The sequence below is a fragment of the Ditibartonella apis genome (assembly GCF_001952075.1).
Lineage (GTDB): Bacteria > Pseudomonadota > Alphaproteobacteria > Rhizobiales > Rhizobiaceae > Bartonella > Bartonella apis.
Window position 1 is genome coordinate 84719 of the sequence record NZ_LXYU01000004.1, and the last position, 22275, is coordinate 106993.

Below are 22275 nucleotides of genomic sequence, written 5' to 3' on the forward strand. Positions count from 1 at the left end.
GTCTTTTATAAGTGGCTGTTCTGTAATAAGAAATAGGTGAATTCACAGAGTTCGCCGAAGCACTTGGCAGCTTAACAGGATTCATTTGGAAGGGGTCAAGTTCAACATCGGGTTAGAGGTCGGTTTTAGTCGGCAAAGGTCAAAAAATGGATAAAAGTCCAGATGCTTTCCGTACAATTAGTGAAGTTGCTGAAGCGTTGGATCTCCCACAACATGTCTTGAGATTTTGGGAAACACGTTTTTCACAAATAAAGCCGTTAAAACGCGGTGGTGGTCGTCGTTATTATCGACCGGCAGACGTTGATTTGCTTAAAGGAATCCGACAACTTTTATATGAGCAAGGCTACACCATAAAGGGTGCACAGCGCTTGTTGAAGGAAAATGGCATTGCCTTTGTCATTGCACTCGGCAATGGTGACATCGCGGCGATTGATGCAATTACGCAGAAAAAAAAGGCAGAAGAAGAAGCCGAGAATACACCACTGCCGGCAAAGCCACAGCAATCAAAAGGGTTATTCAGCTTTATGAAATCGGATTCTGATGCTGAAGTGGGCGGAAGTAGCATCGGAAAAGGCAAAGACAATAAAACACTGCTTCAAGAGGCGTTATTCGAATTGATAGAATGTAAGAGAGTTCTTGATCGAGCCCGCTAAGTCAACGAACAAGATAATTTAGTTCATTGTGAGCCGATATTTAATTTATTGTGAGCCGATATATCGAGTATTGCTGTGTTAATCCGTCGCAAGTATCGGCCAAGGTGACTTGCTGTTGCGGTGAGATGGGGATTGTTTTTTCCTAGCCTTGGCATTTGTTATCGGCTCGATTTTTTCTATTTTTCTCTTTTGATACAATCCGGAGATTGAACAGAAATTGAAAGAGCGGCTTTACGACAATCTTTTCAGCACACAGAATTAAATTTTTGAATGTTAAATATCTCGATGAATCAATAAAATTTGGGGTTCTCTTATTTTGTAAAATTGATATTCAAAGGTTCCCACCCCGTGGATCGTTATCCCGATTCAAAGTGAATTTTTTAAGCTCATCCTACCGGATGTATAGGGATGAGCATAGGCCATTTTTTTAAAACTTAAACCGAACTCGTTGTGCTCTAATGAATGGGGGCAAGATTATTGGTAGTTTCCAACGGCATGGACGGAAAACGAAATTTGTTGATGCATTTCCTTGGAAGCGATTTTAATGATTTTTCAAGGCAAGTTCGCAGAACAGGAAAATTTATCGGCAAAGCGGTTATCTTGTTCATGGGGTTCATTTTGTCGCATGCAGGGTGCTGGAATGGGTTCGTTTTCCGGATGATTTTCATTTTATAACGAATGGAGGAACGGTCCGCTTCCCGATTGACATTCATGTCGCGTTTGAAGGAGAGCGTTCGATCATTTTTCATCGGAACAGCGGCGTTCCGGAAACTGCGCCGTAATTGAAAGATGCTTGTTTTAAAGAATCGGTTTTTTGGGAGGATGCTAATTCCGATTTTTCTCGAAGCCCAGTTTAATCCGGAATTAAAAGCGAAGTTTCAAACAGTTTTTGTTCAATGGGGCAAGACCGGGGGAAGGGAGGAACAGATGATCTGATGACCTCATATTGCCTCAAACAGATGCGAAGCATGAGTAAACGGTCTGGCTTTTAACACTCTGACCTATAAGCCGAAATTACCGGAAAACCGGATTTAGACGGTCAGTTAAAAATACACCCTTTATTTGGAAAACAGATGGTGGGCGTGACAGGGATTGAACCTGTGACCCCTACAATGTCAATGTAGTGCTCTCCCTCTGAGCTACACGCCCATCTGACGCTGTTGCATACACCACAACAAAACCGTGAGGTCAATGCTTTTTTATAAAAAATAATCTAAAATTTGACGAAAATGATGATTTCAAAAACCGGTCTATCAAGCTGCAATCAACATTTTCTCGACTTCCGAGACAAGTTCGCGCAAATGGAACGGTTTGGACAAAACTTTTGCGTCACGAGGGGTGTTGCTATCGGAATTCAGCGCAACAGCGGCAAATCCGGTAATAAACATAACCCGCAAATCCGGATCAATTTCAGTAGCACGGCGAGCAAGCTCAATGCCATCCATTTCCGGCATAACGATATCGGTCAGGAGAAGTGAGAATGGCTCTTCTTGCAGCCGTTCATAAGCGCTTGCACCGTTATCGAAATCGGTAACTTCGTAACCGGCCCGTTCAAGGGCTTTTGCTAAAAAGCGACGCATGTCATTATCGTCTTCGGCAAGCAAAATACGTTTCATTATAGTGTCCAACAATTGTTTATAAGAATTTGAACCTTATCTCTCTCTTATTCATACAATAAATCCGGTTGGTAAAAAAAGCGATAAACGCTGTCGGAACGAGTTTGTTTTATATAATGGTTAATTCGTGGTTGCGAATGACAGGGCAGTCGGTTTACCTTTTTTAATAAAATATACGATTGGTTTTAATAAGATTTACGATTGGCAGGTTTTTCAAATGGATTTAATGAGTGTCACAGCGTTCCAATATAGCGAGCCGGCTGAACTCAGAGTTCCGTTTCTGTTCAATTCCCCCCATTCCGGTCGCATATATCCGAAAAGCTTTTTGGAACAATCCGTTCTTGATAATTTCACGATCCGTATTTCTGAAGACAGCTACGTCGACTTGTTATTCAATGGGGTCGTCGGTCTTGGTGCAGCTTTTATGGCAGCAAATTTTCCCCGTGCATTTCTTGACGTCAATCGTGAGCGTTACGAGCTTGATCCCGATATGTTTTTTGAACCTTTACCGGAATCTGTCCCGAAGCCGTCCATGCGGGTTCTGGCGGGTTTGGGAACAATCCCGAAAATCGTAGCGACAGGTGTACAAATATATAATGGCCGAATTCATCTTGATGATGCAATGGAGCGGATTGAAAAACTCTATGTTCCTTATCATGACCACCTTGCAGCCAAGCTTGGTACAATGAGAAATCGTTTTGGATTTGCAGTTCTTATCGACTGTCATTCGATGCCCGGAAAGTTGAAGTTTTTTGATGGAGGCGGGCAGCCGGATTTTATTCTGGGTGATCAAAATGGACAATCTTGTGCCAATGCGTTTGTGGAATATGCAGCCGAATGTTTGAGTCGAAAAGGCTATCAGGTCGCTCTTAATCGGCCTTACTCGGGTGGCTTTATTACCACCCATTATGGTAGACCATCCGAAAACATCCATGCTTTGCAGATAGAAATAAACAGAAGCCTGTATCTCGACGAGATTACGCGCGAAGCCAACACTAATTTCGATATATTACAGAGTGATCTGATTGCTCTTTCTGCCGACCTTATGGCCTTTCCTGAACAAGAATTGATGGTTTGTAAAGCCGCAGCGGAATAAATCCGAAGCCGTTGGAATTTGAGAAGTGGTGCTTTTGTTTTCGATTTATGTAAATTTTCTAAAAAAATTGCGGGAAACATATCACCGGATAATAACGCAAAAGACACACGTGATTATAAAAGCCGCTCTGATCGATGATTTTCCGTCTATCTTAAGCATTGAGAATTGGCACAAAAACGGGTTAAATGATTTGCATTGAGTTTTGTTTGAAATTAGGGTGGTCGAAAAAGCATGAGCAATCTTCCGGGGTTCGAATTTTTCAAAAAACTCTCCGATATCGTCGAACAGACTTCGCTCCCCTTTTTTCGACACCCACTATCGATTGATAACAAAGACCTTAATGGCTTTGACCCCGTCACAATTGCTGATCGTGAAACCGAAATTGCATTAAGAGAATATATTCATCGGGAACGGCCTGATGATGGAATTTTGGGAGAGGAATTTCCAACGCTCGCGGGGCTGAATAACAATTTATGGGTAATTGATCCGATTGACGGGACGCGTTCTTTTATCACAGGTATGCCGACGTGGGGTAGTCTCGTTGGTTTGAAGACGGAAGGTAAGGCCGTTGCCGGTATGATGGCACAGCCATTCACACGCGAAATTTATTATAGTTGCGGCAAAGGCGCTTACCTCTACACAGAAAACGACGGGGATCACCAGAAACTATCCGTCAGCAATTGTAAATTGCTTGATAAAGCGACAATGATGACGACTGCTCCGGAACTTTTCGACGGGAAAAATCAAAGCCGGTTTCAAAAACTTTCACAGAAAGTCCGTTTAACTCGTTACAGTGCGGATTGTTATGCTTTTGCGATGCTCTCGTCCGGTTTTGTCGACTTAGTGGTCGAGACAGACTTGAAGCCTTATGACATCACCGCGCTCATTCCGATTGTGGAACAAGCGGGTGGAATCATCAGACAATGGAACGGCAAAAAAGCTGAAGATGCCGGCAATATTATCGCTTCAGCAACTCCCGAACTTTTGGAGGCGGCCTTATCAATACTCAATGATTGATTTCATAGGCGTTGGTTCCCGGAATGAAAGCGTCGAACAATGCCCAAAACTGTTTTTGGTAATTTTCTTTATCATTTAACAAGTCGTGTCCGGCGCCAATAAGTGTGATTGTATCGGCTAGCCTGACATTATGACAAAAGCGACGGACTTCGCTTGCATCGGTCAATCTGTCATTGTGTCCGATGACAAACAAAGCGGGAAAACGAAGGTCATTTTTTTCAAGGCGTTCTTTTGCGTAAATTGCAGTGTCAAACACATGGGCAAGCCATCTCCTGTCAAGAACGGCGAAATCCTCTTCCTTATGATCGCCGTTGTCGGAGTAGCCTTTATTAAAGTGGTAACTTTGAAAAATCGATTTCCCTTGTCTCAACTTTATATGTCCGAGCCCGAAATCATTCATCATCTCGCTGATCTTGTGTTCAAAACCACCGATCTTATGACCTAAAGGACTGAAGAAAGGTGAAATGCCGAGAAAGCGATTGCATTGGTTGTTGATAATATCAATGCTGGAGATCGCGATAAGACAGCCGATATCATAACCAAGAAAATAATAAGGCGGAGGGCAGTCCGCATAGACAATTTTGTCAAGAAATTCCTTAAGATCACCGATATGCCGGTTAATATCAAATGTGCGTTGAGCAGTTTCGCGCTCTTTTTCGTCGGATGGGGTGGAAGCTCCTTGTCCATACCACTCAAACGATGCATAGGAAAAACCACGATCAACAAGTTTGGAAAATAGGTTTTTATACCGCCGCGAACTGTCGGTAATTCCTTGTAGAAAAACAACAGTTCCCTTTTGAAAATTATGTTTTCTTACGTTCTTGACGATGCCTAGACGCCTTTTATCAGACGTTTCCATAAATGACGAAAAGAGGAGATCAGGTATCTTTTCGACTTTTGACGCGTTCAAGTGCAATTATTCGGGCTTTCTCTGTTACATGATAATTCGCCTATCCATTTAAATTGTAACATTTAAAAAAGCATTTCCTCAAGATTGAGGTACGACGAATAGTTCTAAAAATTGTCCGGTTCGTGAAGAAAAACCATTATGTGACGTCGCAACACGTGTGAAAAGGGGGGCGCAACACGTCAAAAGCTGACCGGTTGGTTCGGGAAGCGCAATTGGTAAAAAATGGCTTACTTCAACATTTTTAAAAGATTTTCACTGACGGGATTTTTTGGGATGGGACTATCTCTTGAAAGATCAGAAAATAATAACCACATAAACTATGCGATCGCCAATACGGGGTCGCTGGTTATATGGGTCTGCCTTTAAGGAGATCGTAATAATCAAACATTCGTCGCTCTGAAGGAGGGCAATTATGATGCGTCAAGTAGATTTTTCACCATTATATCGTTCAACTGTCGGTTTTGACCGCTTGTTCAATATGTTTGATACAATGACACAGCCGGAGAGTGTTCAAGCTTATCCGCCTTACAATATCGAACGGTTGGGCGAAAATTCTTATCGGATTTCCATGGCGGTTGCCGGTTTTTCCGAAGATGAAATTGATATTGAAGCCCAAAGTCACCAACTCACTGTTAAAGGCGAGAAATCTCGTGAAGAAGAGAATGATGAAGGTGATTTTCTCTATCGCGGAATAGCTTCCCGGTCATTTGAACGTCGCTTCCAATTAGCGGATCATGTTGAAGTGGTCGGTGCACAACTACAAAACGGTTTGCTTCACATTGAACTCAAACGGGAAATTCCCGAAGAGATGAAGCCGCGGAAAATCGCGGTGCAGACATCGAAGGCTTCCAATACGAATAAACGTGTACAAAAACACGAAATGTCAAAACATGAAACGCCGAAACATGAGATGGAAGTCGAAGCGGCAGAATAATTATTCCCGAAAATTTATAACTATTGGCGTGGGACGCGCGTGTAGGCGTGTCCCACGCTTTTTATTATTTTATATGCTTTTGCAGACTTTTCCACGGCTTTTATTGGCCTGATCATGCCGCTTTAAAAGTTGTGCGTTGTACAATATTTCAGAATATTGTTGTTGGTTTGAACGGTAAATAAAACCGTAAACTACGAGACACTATAGATAACTGTAAAAATTGCAAGACATCGGGGATTGAGTTCAATATTGCACTGATATCATACCGCTCCTAATAAGCGTATAAAAACAAATGAAATCAAAAATACTCAGTAACGAAATAATCACAAAAATAATTTAAAATAATTGAAATAATATTTCATTTTTTGTTTTTGATAGTTGAAAACTTAGAACCTTTCTGACATAGCTTATTTAAAGTGAAATTTCACAGTGTTTCTTTTGCGACCAAAAGACTAGATGTTGTCGTTTTCTGTCGAAATTTCGGGTTTGGGTTTTGGAAAAAGGGCTTTCTAAATGTCGGATAGCGTAATTTCAGGTAATAAAATTACTCAAAACGGTTCGATAACGTCATCATCGACAAATGAAGGTATTGGTTCATCATATGGACTTCCTTCTGCTCAAGGGCTTTATAGTCCGCGTAATGAACATGACGCTTGTGGCGTTGGCTTCATCGCCCAATTAAAAAATGTGAAATCCCATAAAATTATTCAAGATGGGCTATTTATGCTTGAAAACCTCACCCATAGAGGTGCGGTCGGGGCGGATCCGCTGGTGGGGGACGGTGCAGGCATACTGGTACAGATACCCGATCGCTTTTTTCGTGAAGTGATGGCCGAACAGGGGGTCGAACTGCCAAAGGCCGGACAGTATGCTGTCGGTCATATATTTATGCCGCGCGACGAGGCAATGCGGGCTCATATCGAGCAGATTGTCAAAGAAGTTATTGCATCTGAAGGGCAGCATTTTATCGCTTTTCGTGATGTGCCGGTTGATAATTCCTCACTATCGAAAGCTCCTGCAATTGTTGCAACAGAGCCGGTTCATCGACAGGTGTTCATTGGACGTGATCCGTCAATCAAGTCGGATGATGATTTTGAACGCCGTCTTTTTGTGCTTAGAAAAGTCATTTCAAATAGAATTTTTCATGAGACTGGCGGTCGCGATAATGGCTTTTATGTTGTGTGTCTATCTTCACGCACGGTTATTTATAAAGGCATGTTTCTGGCCTTTCAGGTGGGTGCCTATTATAAGGATTTGCAGGATGAACGGTTCGAAAGTGCATTAGCACTTGTTCACCAGCGTTTTTCGACAAACACTTTTCCTTCTTGGAAACTTGCCCATCCATATCGGATGATCGCCCACAATGGCGAAATCAATACGTTGAGGGGAAACGTTAACTGGATGGCTGCTCGTCAGGCTTCCGTTGATTCCGAACTTTTCGGTAATGATATTTCCAAGCTCTGGCCTATTTCTTACGAAGGCCAGTCGGATACTGCGTGTTTCGATAATGCTTTGGAATTTCTGTGTCAGGGAGGGTATTCGCTCCCTCATGCAATGATGATGCTTATTCCGGAAGCCTGGGCAGGAAATAGTCTGATGAACGTCGAAAGGCGTTCATTCTATGAATATCATGCAGCACTGATGGAACCATGGGACGGACCCGCGGCAATTGCTTTCACCGACGGTCGCCAGATTGGAGCGACGCTTGATCGTAATGGCCTTCGTCCGGCGCGGTATATTGTAACAGATAATGATTATGTCATTATGGCTTCGGAAGCCGGTGTCATTCCTGTTGAAGAAAAACATATTATTCGTAAATGGCGCCTGCAACCGGGAAAGATGTTGCTCATCAATCTGGAAGAGGGGCGCATCGTTTCGGATGAAGAAATCAAGTCGGAAATTGCGTCGAAGCATCCTTACCGGAAATGGCTTGATAATACCCAGCTTATACTGGAAGATCTTGCCCCGGTTGAACCAAGGTCGCTTCGTAAAGATGTCTCGCTTCTCGACCGTCAACAAGCTTTTGGCTACACTCAGGAAGATAAAAAATTTCTGCTTTCGCCAATGGCAACGACAGGGCAGGAGCCTATCGGTTCAATGGGAGTCGATACGCCGATTTCTGCAATGTCCGACAAATCGAAACTGCTTTATACCTATTTCAAGCAGAATTTTGCTCAGGTAACCAATCCCCCCATCGATCCTATTCGTGAAGAATTGGTGATGAGTCTGGTTTCTTTCATCGGCCCACGTCCGAATATATTCGATTTGGTCGGAAGCTCCCGTCGCAAGCGATTGGAAGTGCGTCAGCCAATCCTGACCAACGGCGATCTCGAAAAAATCAGGGCAATCGGCCAGACAGAAGATCATTTCGATACAAAAACAATCGATATCACCTATTCAGTTCAGGAAGGGGCAGAAGGGCTTGAAGGTGCATTGGAACGCCTTTGTGAACGAGCTGAAGCCGCAGTCCACGGTGGTTATAACATTATCATTCTGTCCGATCGGCAGATTGGGCCGGATCGTATACCGATTCCCGCGTTGCTTGCGACAGCCGCAGTTCATCATCACTTGATAAGAAAAGGTTTGCGCACGTCTGTCGGTTTGGTTGTCGAAACGGGTGAGCCGCGAGAAATCCACCATTTCTGCTGCCTTGCAGGTTATGGCGCCGAAGCAATCAATCCATATCTCGCATTTGACACTTTGAACGATATGTTCGAACGGGGTGAATTTCCAAAGGAAGTCGAAGAGCACGAGGTCATCTACCGCTATATCAAGTCGATTGGTAAAGGCATGCTTAAGGTCATGTCCAAAATGGGGATATCGACCTACCAATCCTATTGTGGTGCCCAGATTTTTGATGCTGTCGGCCTGAAACAGTCATTTGTCGACCGGTTCTTCACGGGTACAGCCACCACCATAGAAGGTGTCGATCTCGACCAGATTGCGACAGAAACTGTAAAACGCCATACGGCAGCATTCAGTAATGATCCTGTCCTTCTTCATTCGCTAGATGTCGGTGGTGAATATGCCTATCGTGTGCGTGGTGAAGCCCACATCTGGACACCCGACGCAGTTGCAAGTTTGCAGCATTCGGTGCGCACGTCCAATCCGGCGCTTTTCACCGCTTATTCACAACGTATTAATGGAGAAACTGCGCGAGCCAAAACTATTCGTGGTCTTTTCAAGATCAAGAGTGCGGAAGAACGCGGGGCAAAAACGGTCGCAATAGAGGATGTCGAACCGGCAGCCGAAATTGTAAAGAGGTTCTCGACAGGTGCTATGTCGTTTGGCTCGATTTCTCGCGAGGCGCACACAACATTGGCTCGCGCGATGAATAAGATCGGTGGTAAATCCAATACAGGTGAAGGTGGCGAGGAACCCGATCGGCTCTATCCATTGCCGGATGGTTCTAAAAATCCGGAACGTTCGGCCATCAAGCAAGTCGCTTCCGGACGCTTCGGCGTTACAGCCGAATATCTGGTGAATGCCGATGTCATCCAGATTAAAGTGGCTCAAGGTGCCAAGCCTGGTGAAGGTGGACAATTACCGGGACACAAAGTCGATGCAATCATTGCAAAGACGCGTCACTCGACACAAGGCGTCGGCTTGATTTCGCCGCCTCCGCACCATGATATTTATTCAATTGAAGATTTGGCACAGCTCATCTTCGATTTGAAAAATGTAAACGAGTTTGCAGATATTTCGGTGAAACTTGTGTCTGAAGTGGGGGTCGGAACGGTCGCAGCCGGTGTTGCCAAAGCACGTGCCGACCATATCACCATTTCCGGTTATGATGGAGGCACAGGCGCTTCGCCTTTGACTTCGGTCAGAAATGCTGGATCATCATGGGAAATGGGGCTTGCTGAAACCCAGCAAACTCTAGTCCTCAACGGCTTGCGTTCTCGCGTTGCATTGCAGGTAGATGGCGGTTTACGTACAGGGCGCGATGTTATCATTGGCGCGCTACTCGGAGCCGACGAATTCGGTTTTGCAACGGCACCACTCATAGCCGCCGGCTGTGTAATGATGCGCAAGTGTCACTTAAACACATGTCCGACGGGCGTTGCCACGCAGGATCCTGTATTGCGCAAGCGCTTTAAAGGAACGCCGGAACATGTCATCAACTTCTTCTTTTATCTAGCCGAAGAAGTACGCGCGATACTGGCACATATGGGGTTCAAAAAGCTTGATGACATTATCGGCCAGTCTGATTTGTTGGATAAGCAACCCGCAATCGACCACTGGAAAGCCAAGGGCCTCGATTTCAGCCGGATATTTTATAAACCGGATGCGGAAAAGAAACAGACAAGGCATACTGAACGCCAGCATCATCCGATTGACGATGTTCTTGATCGCAAACTGATCGAAAAGGCTGCACCGGCGCTGGAAAACAAAAAGTCGGTAGAGTTTGAAACGCTTGTACGTAACGTTGACAGATCGGTCGGCGCAATGCTTTCTGGTGAAGTTGCAAGGCGTTATCGTCAGAAGGGGCTGCCGGATAACACTATCAATATTCACTTCAAAGGTACCGCAGGCCAGTCGTTTGGTGCTTTTCTTGCCAGAGGTGTTACTTTTGATCTTATCGGTGACGGTAACGACTATGTCGGCAAGGGGCTTTCGGGAGGAAGAATCATCGTTCGGCCACCGGAAGACAGTAACGTGGTAGCCGAAGACTCGATTATTGTGGGTAACACTGTTCTCTATGGCGGCATCGAAGGAGAATGTTATTTCCGTGGTGTTGCGGGTGAACGTTTTGCAGTCCGCAATTCCGGCGTTGCTGCTGTCGTTGAAGGTGTCGGCGATCATGGTTGCGAATACATGACCGGCGGGGTTGTCGTGGTCATCGGCAAGACAGGCCGCAATTTTGCCGCCGGTATGTCCGGAGGCGTTGCCTATGTGCTGGATGAGGCAGGAGATTTTGCCCAGAGATGTAATATGGCAATGGTCGAGCTTGAACCGGTTCCGGAAGAAGATGATATGCTTGAGAAGCTCCATCATCATGGTGGCGACCTTATGCATAAAGGACGTGTCGATGTGTCGGCCAATATGACGCATCATGATGAAGAACGTCTGGCACAGATGATTGCAAATCATCTGCACTATACGGGATCCGAACGGGCTAAAGAAATCCTTGATAATTGGGATCAATACCGTCCGAAATTCGTAAAAATCATGCCGGTCGAATATCGCCGTGCTTTGGAAGAAATGGAACAGATGCGCATGGAAACGGCTGCCGAATAAAATCGGCAGTCCCAATCTCAAATGCAAAAGTCAGATACGGAAATAACAAATGGGTAAAGTAACCGGTTTTCTTGAAATAGATCGCCAATCTCAGAAGTATCAGCCAGCCTCTGATCGCGTCCGCCATTTTCGGGAATTTACAATCCCGATGTCCGAAGCAGAAGTTCAAAAACAGGCTGCACGCTGTATGGATTGTGGCATTCCTTACTGTCATGGTTCGACAGGATGTCCTGTCAATAACCAGATACCCGATTGGAATGACCTTGTTTATAAGGGCAATTGGAAAGAAGCTATAAGCAATCTTTTGTCGACCAACAATTTCCCCGAGTTTACCGGAAGGGTTTGTCCATCACCTTGTGAAGAAGCTTGCACACTGAACCTTGAAGACGTGCCGGTAACCATCAAGACGATTGAACAAACGCTCGCCGACAAGGCATTTGCGCTCGGCTTTTTTGCGCCCCAGCCAAATGAGGCAAAGACGGGAAAGAGAGTTGCGGTTATCGGGTCGGGGCCTTCGGGACTGGCTGCTGCCCAGCAACTGGCACGTGCCGGCCATATGGTTGATGTTTACGAGCGTGAAAATCGCCCCGGTGGTCTTCTGCGTTACGGTATTCCCGACTTTAAAATGGAAAAACATCATATTGATCGCCGCGTCGAGCAATTGGAAGGCGAGGGGGTAACGTTTTATTGCGGCGTCAATATCGGTGTCGATAAAGCTGTCGATGACCTATTAGCCGAATATGACGCTGTTCTCTATTGTGGTGGTTCGGAAACTCCGCGCAAAATCGATATACCGGGTGTTCATTTCCACGGTGTACACGATGCTATGTGTTATCTTGTGCAACAGAATAAACGTGTTGGTCGTGAAAATATCGAGTCGGTTGGTTGGCCCTCACCATCCATTACAGCCGATGGAAAGCACGTTGTAGTTGTGGGCGGCGGTGATACTGCTTCGGACTGCATTGGCACGGCTTTCCGTCAAGGTGCTGTAAAAGTCACCCAACTTGATATTCGCCCCCAGCCGCCAGCAAAAGAAGACAAACTTAGCGTTTGGCCTTATTGGGCAACCAAAATGCGTACTTCAACAAGTCAGGCCGAGGGGGCCGAACGTGAATTCCAGGTTGCAACCCTTGAATTCATAGCTGAAAACGGTGAGCTGACGCATGTTAAATGCTGCCATGTTGACGAACAACGCAAACCGATTGCCGGAACCGAATTTTTTATCCGTGCTGATCTTGCTTTCATCGCGATCGGTTTTGCAGGGCCCTTCGAGACCGGCGTTTGCAGCGAATTGGGCGATCGGCTGAAGTTGCGAATCGACCGTCGTGGAGCTCGCTCTGTCCAGGCTGATACCAACAACTATAAAACCAGTGTGGATAAGCTATTTGCTGCCGGTGACGTCAGACGCGGTCAATCACTAGTCGTATGGGCAATCAGGGAAGGGCGCCAGGCTGCCCGCTCTATCGACGAATTTTTGATGGGTGAGACATTGCTTCCCCGTTAAATTGCATGACCAACGCGGGTAACTGCCAAATTCTGCGTTTTAAAGCTCCGGATATTCCGGAGCTTTTTTTGTTTACCTTGGCTTGGTTTAACGCCGGATACATCCAAAATATTCTGAAAAGTTATAAGATTTTTTAAATTTCAAAATTGCAGGTCAGCAGATGTCGTTTCCTGATCTGACAATTGACGAACGCAACTTTGCGCGAACGCCCAAGATTTCATGCGAGTTAAACAGAAAAATTAGCAGAAGGAAAATGGTCGGAGCGGCGGGATTCGAACCCACGACCCCTTGACCCCCAGTCAAGTGCGCTACCGGACTGCGCTACGCTCCGAACCGTGAAGAAGGCCTAAAATACTAACGATATAAAGGCAAGTGAAAAATTTTTAAAAAAGGACAAAACAGCGAAAATTCGTTAGGTTTTCATCAGCCACGACGTGTTGAAGAGTGGTTTTATGCACTTTAGTTTTGCGATTTTTATTTGTTTTTTACGCTCGAGTCTGTCCAACATAGAATTCGATATAAAAATTTTTGAATATCAATGTGTTGGACTGAATTGCATTGGCATTATGACACGCTGCGATCTTATAAAACGGAGGGCGATAAGTGCTTTCGGATTTTTTTGAAAGATGATTTTTAAGTCGTTACATTCAGCAGATTGCGATATTCATTTATCAATACCCCAATACGACCTTGTGTGTGACCACAATCCTTATTCTTTAAAAAAATTAGGAAAAATAAAATGCCCTGTATCTTTTTTAATCATCAATGAACTCGCACATTCCTTATTTTTTATCCGACTGAGGTAACACGGATTTTAAATATTCAATGAGGTCGTCAATATCCGAATCATTGTTCAATCTGATTGATGCCATGCGCGTTCCTTTGACCAATCCTTGGGGATTGTGAAGGTAGGTCATAAGTGTTTCTCTCGTCCAGATGAGACCATCTTTTCCGGCATTTACCATTGCAGGCGAATAGCGATAGCCCTCAAGTGACCCTGCTTTGCGGCCAATGATACCTTGAAGCGTCGGACCGATACGATTATCGGGTTTGTCTGCATTATGGCAGGCTGCGCAACGTTTGAAGACGATTTTTCCATTTTCTATGTCAGCAGCGTGTGTTGCAGACATGAGGGAAAAAAGAACAAAAATTGTGAAACTAAAAATATTGAATTGGCGCATTTGGATTTTTCAGATTCTACTTTAAGCTATCTATACGTAAAAATTATTAGCACCAAATTCGGTGTTTTGGTATTCAAAGGCTGAATTCAATTCGCCTCCAATATAGGAGGCTAACTCTTGACGACAAACGTTCAAAATACCAAATTAGCCGAAAGTGTTTGAAGGATTATCTATTCAATGGCCGGATTTTCAGTAATTACAATGACCGACGCTGCCAAAAAGCGTATTCGCGATATCATGCAAGATAACGATGCTTCTGGAATCATCGTAGGCGTGAAAAAAGGCGGTTGCGCTGGGATGGAGTACACTGTCGATCTTGCCAAATCTGCAATTGAAAATGCAGATGTAGCTGAAGATGGCGGTGCTCGCGTCTATGTGTCGCGTGAAGCAACTCTGTTTCTTTTGGGAACACAGATTGATTTCGAGGAAACGACATTGCATACCGGTTTCGTTTTCAATAACCCCAATCAGACATCTGCATGCGGGTGCGGTCTGTCAGTGGAAATTCTGCCTGTCGCTCAAGCCAAACTGGAGATGGCTCAAAAATAAGTGCGACCAAGGGCAATGAAATAGCATGTAGCTCCTTGCGGTCGCTCATTGCGTGTGTCTCCATTTCGCCGTTGAAAAACGTTTTAAGCTGTCATCAATATGAACGTATTTAAGTTCTGCCGGTCCATTGCTCGATCAATGCTATTGTTCGCCTTTTTTTTCGGACTTTTGATATTGTTCCAGCTTGGCTTCGTTCCAGAGATCTTCCATCTCGTCAAGGTTTGCGTCTTCCAACTTTTTGTTTTGTTTTGCCAAAGCCTCTTCAATAAAATTAAACCGATAGCGGAACTTGTTATTGGCCTGTTTTAATGCCTGCTCTGGCGCAATTCCAAGTCTTCTTGCGAGATTGAGCACGGTAAAATACACGTCGCCAAATTCATCACGTATATTTTCTTCGTTAACCGTTTCCAGTGCTTCTTTTAGTTCCAACAGTTCCTCATCAATCTTGTGAAAGATTGGTGTCGGCTCTGTCCAGTCAAAGCCGACTTCCGCCGCTCTTTTTTGTAACGCGACAGCTTCCTTTTCCACCGGTTGGGCAGTTTTAACCCCGGCGAGAAAGCCGGTTGGTGTATCATCCGGGAGGTTTGCTGCTTTGCGCTTTTGAAGCCGTTCGGCTTTTTCTTCTTTTTTGATTCGATCCCAATCGCCTTTGACTAGTCCCCTTTTTTTCTGTTCTTCCGAACCGAAGACGTGTGGATGGCGGCGGATCATTTTTTTCGTTATTGCATAGACAACATCACCAAAATCGAAGCTTCCTTCTTCTTCTGCCATCCGGGCATAATAAACAACTTGCAAAAGCAAGTCTCCCAACTCTTCACAGAGGTCAAATTGATCGTTGCGGTCGATCGCATCAACGACTTCGTAGACCTCTTCAATCGTGTAGGGGATAATGGTTTTGAACGTCTGTTCTTTATCCCAAGCACAACCAGATTTAGGATCGCGCAGAGCTTTCATGATTTGGATTAGTCGGCTGATGTTTTTGGATGGTTCCATTTTTATAAATCTTTCAGGCAGTAAAAAGCATTATAAAATATTATTAATCATGTCTTGTCAGTGATAAAGAATTCTTTCATAAAAGTTCCACGTCTCGTGTTTTATAGGTTTCATTATGAATATTTTGGTAACGGGTGGTGCAGGTTACATTGGATCGCATTGTTGCGTCGCACTTATAAAAGCGGGTTATCGTGTCATTATTCTTGATAATTTCGACAATAGTCATCCGGAAGTATTACGCAGGATAGAAAAAATTACCGGACGAGCACCGATTAACGAATCTGGTGATGTGAGGGACAGAAGTTTTGTCGAATATGTCCTTGACCATCATAAATGTGAGGCTGTCATCCATTTTGCCGGACTGAAATCGGTCGCCGAGTCGGAAAAACAGCCTGATCTATACTATGATTGCAACGTTGTGGGTAGTTTAAGACTATTGCAGGCGATGAAATCGACTGGCGTCAAGAAGATGGTTTTTTCCTCAACTGCGACCGTTTATGGTGTACCGAAATATCTTCCATATGATGAAAGGCATCCGCTTAATCCCGTAAGCGTCTATGGGCGAACAAAATTGACGGTCGAAAATATGTTGCGTGATTTTTATGCGAGCGACCCTACCTGGGCTTTTTCGATTCTGCGTTATTTCAATCCGGTAGGGGCTGATGAAAGCGGATTGATCGGCGAAGAACCGAAAGGCATACCGAATAATCTTATGCCGATTATTGCACAGGTTGCATCAGGACGACGCGATAAAGTCATGATCTGGGGGAACGATTATGACACTGAAGACGGGACGGGGGTGCGTGATTATATTCATGTAAGCGATTTGGCAGAAGGGCATTTGCGAGCATTGAAAACACTGGATCACCCCGGTTGTGACGTCATCAATCTTGGGCGTGGACGCGGCTATAGTGTTATGGATGTCATCAAGGCGTTCGAACACATATCAAACAAAAAAATCAAATATGAAGTCGGGCCGAGGCGTCCCGGTGATATTGGTGAATTTTTTGCCAACCCTTCAACGGCATTTGAAAAACTTCATTGGCGAGCGGAAAAAGATTTGGAAAAAATGTGCGCCGATATGTGGAATTTTCAGGTCAAGAACCCAAATGGTTATAAATAAACCATAGCTGAAAAGGAAACATATGATGAAGATCAGTGCGCGCAATATTTTAAAAGGTAAAATTGTCGCTATTAAAAAAGGTGCGACAACAGCCCATGTCCAAATCGATATTGGTGGTGCAGTGGTAACAGCCTCCATCACGAATGAAGCCGTTGATGATCTCAAGTTAGAAGTGGGGGAACAAGCAGCAGCCGTTATTAAATCTTCCGACGTCATGGTCGCTGTTGCCGACTAGATTTGCTGACCAAAATAACTATTCGTCCATGCTGATCGCGCTAGCATCTTCTCAGGAATCTTCTTTATTTCGTGATAATTCTAACGTGATCGAGTGTCGTTTAAAATTTGTAGAGTAAAAACGTCATTTGGTTATTACGGCAATAGCTCATATGTTTGTTCGTAGTTGCTGGTCAATTGGGGTTTATACAAAATGCAGTTCGATGAGCTGTTAACCGAGAGGAACAGAGGCGGAAATTCAACGCTATTACGCTTTTTTATGCGGCTAATCATTTGGCAGGATGCGGCCGAATGTAAGATTAAGCTAGGCGATCGGAATTTTATTTCATCCTCTGTCCGTTAAAACATTTTTTTGATGTTAGTTCACGCCGCCGTCAGCATAGTGACACCACCCCTTTTAACGGTGACTCCGACAATCCAAAAGCTGTTCACGTCAGTAAATTTCTTTCAAAGCTGTCTTGAAAAATTTATTCTCGGACCAAAACAGACTATACCAATCAATAGAAAGCCCGTCGGACGATAGCTATTCGGGGAATAGCTAAATAATAAGAAAAGAACAGCAGATAGACACATTGACTGGACGTTTCATTGCCTTTTAACGCCCACAAAACCACAACAATTTAAGGCGCAGCTAACTCGTGATTGCTGTTGGCTGATTAACCGCAATTTCTACAAAGTGGAAAGTTGTCACAATTTTTTACTTGTGGGTAGCGGGAATAATCAATCGTCCCAACGTTTATGAAACCACATCCATTGTCCGGGATATTCACGCACCCATGCTTCAACCGTATCATTCAGCTTTTGTGCTGCTTTGACCTCATCAATATTACCGTCTTTATCTTTTGGCAAATCCATGCGTTCGTAAAGTTCAAGACGGTAACGCCCACCAGACAAGCGGATAGAGCGGGCAGGGTAGACATCACAATCATATTGGCGGGCCAGTTTGATCAATAAGGGATTGGTTCTCACAGGTCTGCCAAAAAAAGTTCCCTTTATGCCGCGGCGGAATTTCTGGTCGACCAACATACCGACGTCTTCACCTTCGGCAAGCTTTCCTGCAAGTGCCCATGCCGCACCGGCTTTCGACGGGACGAGGTGCCCCATAGCAGTACGCCGTGCTTTCAAAACACGCTTCGCTATATAAGGGTTATTGGGAGGACGGAAAAGTGCCGTTACGTTAAGATCGAATGTCGCGGCACAAATAGGCAACAGTTCAAAATTACCGGTATGAGCTGTAAAAAATATGTGCGGTTTTTTTTCATCCCTTAATCTGACAAAAATATCGATTCCATCGACTTCAACCAGTCCGGGCTTCTTCGCATTCGGATCAAAGTCGAAAATTTTGTCAAGAAACACATATTCGGCAAACAGCCTCCCCATATTTTCCCACATTTCAAGAGCAGTTTTACGGATCCACTCGGGATCTTTTTCCGGATAGGCTTTTCGCAAATTATCCAGTGCTATTTGATGACGTGGGAGCAATGGCCCGACAGTACGGGCAAACCATGCAAAAAAGCCGATGCCGGCTTTTGCAGGAAGATAGCGAATAAGCGACATCAATCCGGCAACAAAATGCGCCCACGACCAGTCCCACCAGTCTTTCAATTTTGTCCGGATACGAAAAAGAATAAGCTTTACACGCAATTTCTGCATCAATTGATTTTCAGGATGATTTTACCGAACACGTCGCGACTTTCCATCCGTTTCAATGCTTTTTCAATGTCTCCAAAATCGACAATGGTGTCAACAACCGGATGAACGATGCCTTGCGCCATTTTTTGCATGGCATTCGCCATATTTTCCATTCGACAGCCGAAAGAACCAAAAATTTTTAATTGCTGCTGGAAGAGTTGCATCAAATTCATCGAGGTTGACACACCCGATGTTGAACCACATGTAACAAGCCGACCGCCGCGTTTCAAACACAGCATAGAACCGGCCCAAGTGTCAGCACCGACGTGTTCAAAAACGACGTCGACGCCCTTTTTCTTGGTCAGTTTACGTACGACATGTTCAAAGCGATCGTCGCGATAGTTGATAACAACATCTGCGCCGAGAGCTTTTGCTTTTTCGATTTTTCCATCAGAGCCGACTGTTGTAAAAACTGTACAGCCCATACGCTTTGCCAGTTGTATAGCAGCCGAGCCGATGCCGGATCCGCCAGCATGGACGAGAATTGTTTCACCGGGCTGAAGTTTTGCATTATCAAAAAGCATATGCTCGACAGTACCGAAAGTAATCGGAGCAACTGCGGCGTCAATCTCATCACAATCAAGCGGTGCCGGTACCAACAATCGGGCCGGTAAATTCACAGCTTCACAGGCAAAACCGTCAATATGAAAGCCGTGAACGCCACTGACATGCGTGCAAAGATTGTCCCGTCCTTCCCGACAGTTTTTACACAGTCCACAGGTTTTCGCTCCATATATAGATACAAGCTGTCCCACTTGAAGATTACCGACGCCGGGACCGATTGATTGCACAATGCCGGATGCTTCTGCACCAATTGTAAGCGGTAATTTGCGTTTTGCAAAAGCCATGCCCCGCCAACCCCAAACATCGATGTGATTGAGGGCCACAGCCTTTATCTGAACCGTAACTTCACCGTTTCCGGGAGCCGGCGGCGGAGCTATTTCGGTTAATTCAAGACGTTTGTCGTCAAGCAATTGCAATGCGCGCATGACTATTCCTTCTTAAAAAAATTTGCCGGAAAATACTGCTAAACTGCGAGTTATCCGTTATACGCTCTGACAACAAGACTTTCGTTCTGTCCACCAAATCCGAATGAGTTCGAAAGCACGGACGTTACCTTCGCTTTTCGGCATTTGTTCGGCACCACATCAAGTGGAATTGCCGGATCCGGTTCGTCATAATTGATTGTCGGAGGCATAATCCCTGTTCTGATAGTCAGGAGTGAAAACACAGCTTCGATTGCTCCGGCGGCGGTCAAGGTATGACCGATCATCGACTTGTTTGATGAAACAGGAACTTTTTCAATATGGTCGCCAAACACATTTGATAAGGCCAGATATTCCATCTTTTCATTTTCTGGCGTCGAGGTTCCATGAGCGTTGATATAATCAACGTCATCAATACCGATGCCCGCATCTTCCAATGCTTTGCGCATAGATGCAGTAGCAGGAGACGCATCAGGTTTTGAACGTGTACGGTGAAAGTCGTCAGCAGTTTCACCACATCCTGCAAGAAATCCCAAAACCTTCGCTCCGCGTTTCAAGGCACTTTCAAGCGATTCAAGGACGAGTGCTCCAGAACCTTCTGCCATGACAAAACCGTCACGGCCTTTGCTAAACGGTTTTGACGCTTTTTCCGGAATCTGGTTTTGTGTAGACAGGGCAGACAACAACGAAAACCGTATCAGTGCTTCAGCCGAAACCGAACCATCTGTACCGATTGTCAGTGCACGATCGGTTTCACCACGTCTTATTGCTTCGACGCCGAGTTGTATCGCCGTTGCACCTGAGGCACAAGCTGTTGACAAGGTAACCGGAAGGCCAACGGTTCCGAACCGGTCTTTCAAGCGTTCCGCAATATATCCGAATTGTGTTGTTTCAAAAAAACGTTGATGAGGATTTTTTGCACAGACTTCCAGAAATGCTTGATAAGACGGACTTTTTTGGCGATCAACTTCGTCATCAAGCGCAAAACGCGATTTCCAGTCAAGTTCAACGGGCGGTGCTGCCAGAAACAATGGCCCATTAAAGGCAGTTTCATCAAGTCCTGCTTCGCTGATTGCTTCATTTGCAGCAATGGTTGCGAGTTTCTCCGATAATGCCGAAGCACCAATGTGACTTTCTTCAAGAAAATCTACTGTACCGGCAATTTGCGTTGTCAAACCTTCAACCGGAAAACGTGTGATGCGATGAATACCGCTCACACCATTAACAAGTTTTTCCCAGTTTTCTTTCTTTCCCTGACCGAGAGAGCTGATGACACCAGCTCCTGTAATTGCGACAAGTGGCCGCCCCAGATGATCGGTATATTTGTCCATTACAAATCCTTTAGCCAGCTATAAGTCTTGCCATGCCTTCAGCTCTTGTCGCACCGACAGTTGAAACGATAACGCTATCAATATTGTTGACCGGTTTCTCATCATTGCTCAATGCTTTGAAAGCTTGTCTTTTCTTTACTGCCATTGCACCCAATGCTAACGCGAGCGGAAATTGCGCTTCACGCCAATGGCCAAACAAAGTTGATACACCACGATAGGCAAGCTTGCTTTTATCCCAAAAGGCTTTTTCCGTTCCCGTTACGCCTTTTACGCCAGAAGCACCCGATACAACCAAGTTGTTTCTTTCTGAATTGGCTGTTTCGCCGGTTGTTCCATTGACATGTTCCAACATTGTTTCCAATGTCTTTTCGAGAGCTATCTTTTTACGGTTCGTCTGGTCTGCCACAAAATCTGAAATAATAGCGTAGATTTTTGCGCCGCGTTTTTTGGCATATTCCAAACTCTCGAGCACCAGGAAAACGCCACCCGAGCCGGTTATAAGACCACCACCCTCACAGTTCTCACGCTGCCAGACAGGCGACCAGCCGTCCTGCTTCAAAAGTTGCCCTAATCCTTGCCCCAAAAGCATATCATAATGCTGGGCATTGTAAGAACCGCCGACAAGAGCATGTGTGCTCTGACCAGACCGAATCCTTGCAATTGCCACCATAAAAGCAGCAAGACCGCTTCCTTCTTCCCCCATGAAACTGCGGGAAGAACCGATAACTTTGTGGACAATCGAAATATTTCCGGCCAAAAGATTGGATAATTGAGCAAGAAAAAGTGTCGGACGCAACTCAGTTGATAGAGTTTCATTCAGCATGATGCCACGATCTTTTGTTGTGCGACCTTTGTTGAGTATTTCGACATCAACATTGATATCACGCTCACCGCCGCCTGCACCAACGATCATATCCATGGTCGAAGTTACATCCAGATCACCTTTGACTCCCGCATCTTCAAGAGCAAGACCGGCAGCATAAGTTCCCAACCTTTGCCAGGTTTCCATCTGTCGCTGATCGCTCCGCTTCGGGATTTGCTGACTCCAGTCAACTTCCCCCAGAGCATGAACAGTGTAAGGGGCAAAGTTCTCTGCATCAATATGCGGGGCAAGGGGAGATGTATTTAACAGTTCCCAGTGCTTTTCAACACCTTCACCCAGAGAACTTATGAGACCTATACCGGTGATGACGACAGAATGGTTTTTTTGCATTA

General features: G+C 45.0%; 17 protein-coding genes and 2 tRNA genes. 9 read left to right on the forward strand and 10 right to left on the reverse strand.

The window, feature by feature from the left end; all coding sequences use genetic code 11:
• Positions 1-146 precede the first annotated feature (146 nt).
• A complete protein-coding gene (locus tag PEB0122_RS09535) occupies positions 147-653 on the forward strand; it encodes a MerR family transcriptional regulator (protein WP_075870788.1) in 507 nt (168 codons plus the stop codon).
• Positions 654-1727: 1074 nt separating this feature from the next.
• Here PEB0122_RS09535 and PEB0122_RS09545 read toward each other — a convergent pair.
• Positions 1728-1802: transfer RNA gene (locus tag PEB0122_RS09545), tRNA-Val, on the reverse strand.
• Between the two features lie 104 nt (positions 1803-1906).
• On the reverse strand, positions 1907-2269 hold the full coding sequence (gene cpdR / locus PEB0122_RS09550; protein ID WP_075870787.1) for a cell cycle two-component system response regulator CpdR: 363 nt from the start codon (positions 2267-2269) through the stop codon (positions 1907-1909).
• Positions 2270-2486: 217 nt separating this feature from the next.
• Here cpdR and PEB0122_RS09555 point away from each other — a divergent pair, with 217 nt between their 5' ends.
• Together PEB0122_RS09555 and PEB0122_RS09560 are read left to right on the forward strand one after the other, a co-directional pair.
• Complete coding sequence (locus tag PEB0122_RS09555) at positions 2487-3365, forward strand: N-formylglutamate amidohydrolase (RefSeq protein WP_075870786.1); 879 nt, start codon at positions 2487-2489, stop codon at positions 3363-3365.
• Positions 3366-3596: 231 nt separating this feature from the next.
• A complete protein-coding gene (locus PEB0122_RS09560) occupies positions 3597-4382 on the forward strand; it encodes an inositol monophosphatase family protein (RefSeq protein WP_075916974.1) in 786 nt (261 codons plus the stop codon).
• Here the strand turns inward: PEB0122_RS09560 and PEB0122_RS09565 are convergent.
• On the reverse strand, positions 4372-5292 hold the full coding sequence (locus PEB0122_RS09565) for an alpha/beta fold hydrolase (protein ID WP_143238834.1): 921 nt from the start codon (positions 5290-5292) through the stop codon (positions 4372-4374). The two genes, PEB0122_RS09560 and PEB0122_RS09565, sit on opposite strands and share 11 nt — an antisense overlap.
• Before the next feature lie 415 nt (positions 5293-5707).
• Here PEB0122_RS09565 and PEB0122_RS09570 point away from each other — a divergent pair, with 415 nt between their 5' ends.
• The 3 genes from PEB0122_RS09570 (at position 5708) to PEB0122_RS09580 (ending at position 12971) form a co-directional block, all read left to right on the forward strand.
• Positions 5708-6226, forward strand: a complete 519-nt coding sequence (locus PEB0122_RS09570; RefSeq protein ID WP_075870892.1) for an Hsp20 family protein — start codon at positions 5708-5710, stop codon at positions 6224-6226.
• Positions 6227-6787: 561 nt separating this feature from the next.
• Positions 6788-11467, forward strand: coding sequence for a glutamate synthase large subunit (gltB, locus tag PEB0122_RS09575; protein WP_455550081.1), 4680 nt, complete (start codon positions 6788-6790; stop codon positions 11465-11467).
• 49 nt (positions 11468-11516) lie between these two features.
• Positions 11517-12971, forward strand: coding sequence for a glutamate synthase subunit beta (locus PEB0122_RS09580; RefSeq protein ID WP_075870782.1), 1455 nt, complete (start codon positions 11517-11519; stop codon positions 12969-12971).
• A gap of 254 nt (positions 12972-13225) precedes the next feature.
• On the opposite strand, the gene PEB0122_RS09585 is transcribed toward PEB0122_RS09580, so the two are convergent.
• Together PEB0122_RS09585 and PEB0122_RS09590 are read right to left on the reverse strand one after the other, a co-directional pair.
• A tRNA-Pro gene (locus PEB0122_RS09585) sits at positions 13226-13302 on the reverse strand.
• A 451-nt stretch (positions 13303-13753) separates the two neighbouring features.
• On the reverse strand, positions 13754-14101 hold the full coding sequence (locus PEB0122_RS09590) for a c-type cytochrome (RefSeq protein WP_143238542.1): 348 nt from the start codon (positions 14099-14101) through the stop codon (positions 13754-13756).
• A 228-nt stretch (positions 14102-14329) separates the two neighbouring features.
• Here PEB0122_RS09590 and PEB0122_RS09595 point away from each other — a divergent pair, with 228 nt between their 5' ends.
• Positions 14330-14701 carry a HesB/IscA family protein gene (locus PEB0122_RS09595; protein WP_075916980.1) on the forward strand — a complete coding sequence of 124 codons (372 nt, stop codon included), beginning with the start codon at positions 14330-14332 and terminating at the stop codon, positions 14699-14701.
• A 141-nt stretch (positions 14702-14842) separates the two neighbouring features.
• Here PEB0122_RS09595 and mazG read toward each other — a convergent pair whose 3' ends face one another.
• Complete coding sequence (mazG, locus tag PEB0122_RS09600; protein ID WP_075916982.1) at positions 14843-15694, reverse strand: nucleoside triphosphate pyrophosphohydrolase; 852 nt, start codon at positions 15692-15694, stop codon at positions 14843-14845.
• A 115-nt stretch (positions 15695-15809) separates the two neighbouring features.
• Between mazG and galE the strand changes: the two genes are divergently transcribed.
• Positions 15810-16817 (forward strand): UDP-glucose 4-epimerase GalE, encoded by a 1008-nt coding sequence (gene galE, locus PEB0122_RS09605; RefSeq protein WP_075916984.1) that lies wholly within the window; start codon positions 15810-15812, stop codon positions 16815-16817.
• Positions 16818-16842: 25 nt separating this feature from the next.
• Positions 16843-17052 carry a TOBE domain-containing protein gene (locus PEB0122_RS09610; RefSeq protein WP_075870891.1) on the forward strand — a complete coding sequence of 70 codons (210 nt, stop codon included), beginning with the start codon at positions 16843-16845 and terminating at the stop codon, positions 17050-17052.
• A gap of 719 nt (positions 17053-17771) precedes the next feature.
• Here PEB0122_RS09610 and PEB0122_RS09615 read toward each other — a convergent pair.
• Genes PEB0122_RS09615 through PEB0122_RS09630 form a run of 4 tightly spaced genes read right to left on the reverse strand, consistent with a single transcriptional unit; the run spans position 17772 to position 22273 of the window.
• Entirely contained in the window at positions 17772-18704 is a 933-nt protein-coding gene (locus PEB0122_RS09615; RefSeq protein ID WP_075916986.1) for a lipid A biosynthesis lauroyl acyltransferase, read from the reverse strand.
• Positions 18704-19732, reverse strand: a complete 1029-nt coding sequence (locus tag PEB0122_RS09620) for a zinc-binding dehydrogenase (RefSeq protein ID WP_075916988.1) — start codon at positions 19730-19732, stop codon at positions 18704-18706. The genes PEB0122_RS09615 and PEB0122_RS09620 overlap by 1 nt, the downstream gene beginning before the upstream one ends.
• Before the next feature lie 50 nt (positions 19733-19782).
• Positions 19783-21060 carry a beta-ketoacyl-ACP synthase gene (locus PEB0122_RS09625; protein ID WP_075914378.1) on the reverse strand — a complete coding sequence of 426 codons (1278 nt, stop codon included), beginning with the start codon at positions 21058-21060 and terminating at the stop codon, positions 19783-19785.
• A 10-nt stretch (positions 21061-21070) separates the two neighbouring features.
• Positions 21071-22273 (reverse strand): beta-ketoacyl-ACP synthase, encoded by a 1203-nt coding sequence (locus PEB0122_RS09630; protein WP_075916990.1) that lies wholly within the window; start codon positions 22271-22273, stop codon positions 21071-21073.
• Positions 22274-22275: the final 2 nt, after the last annotated feature.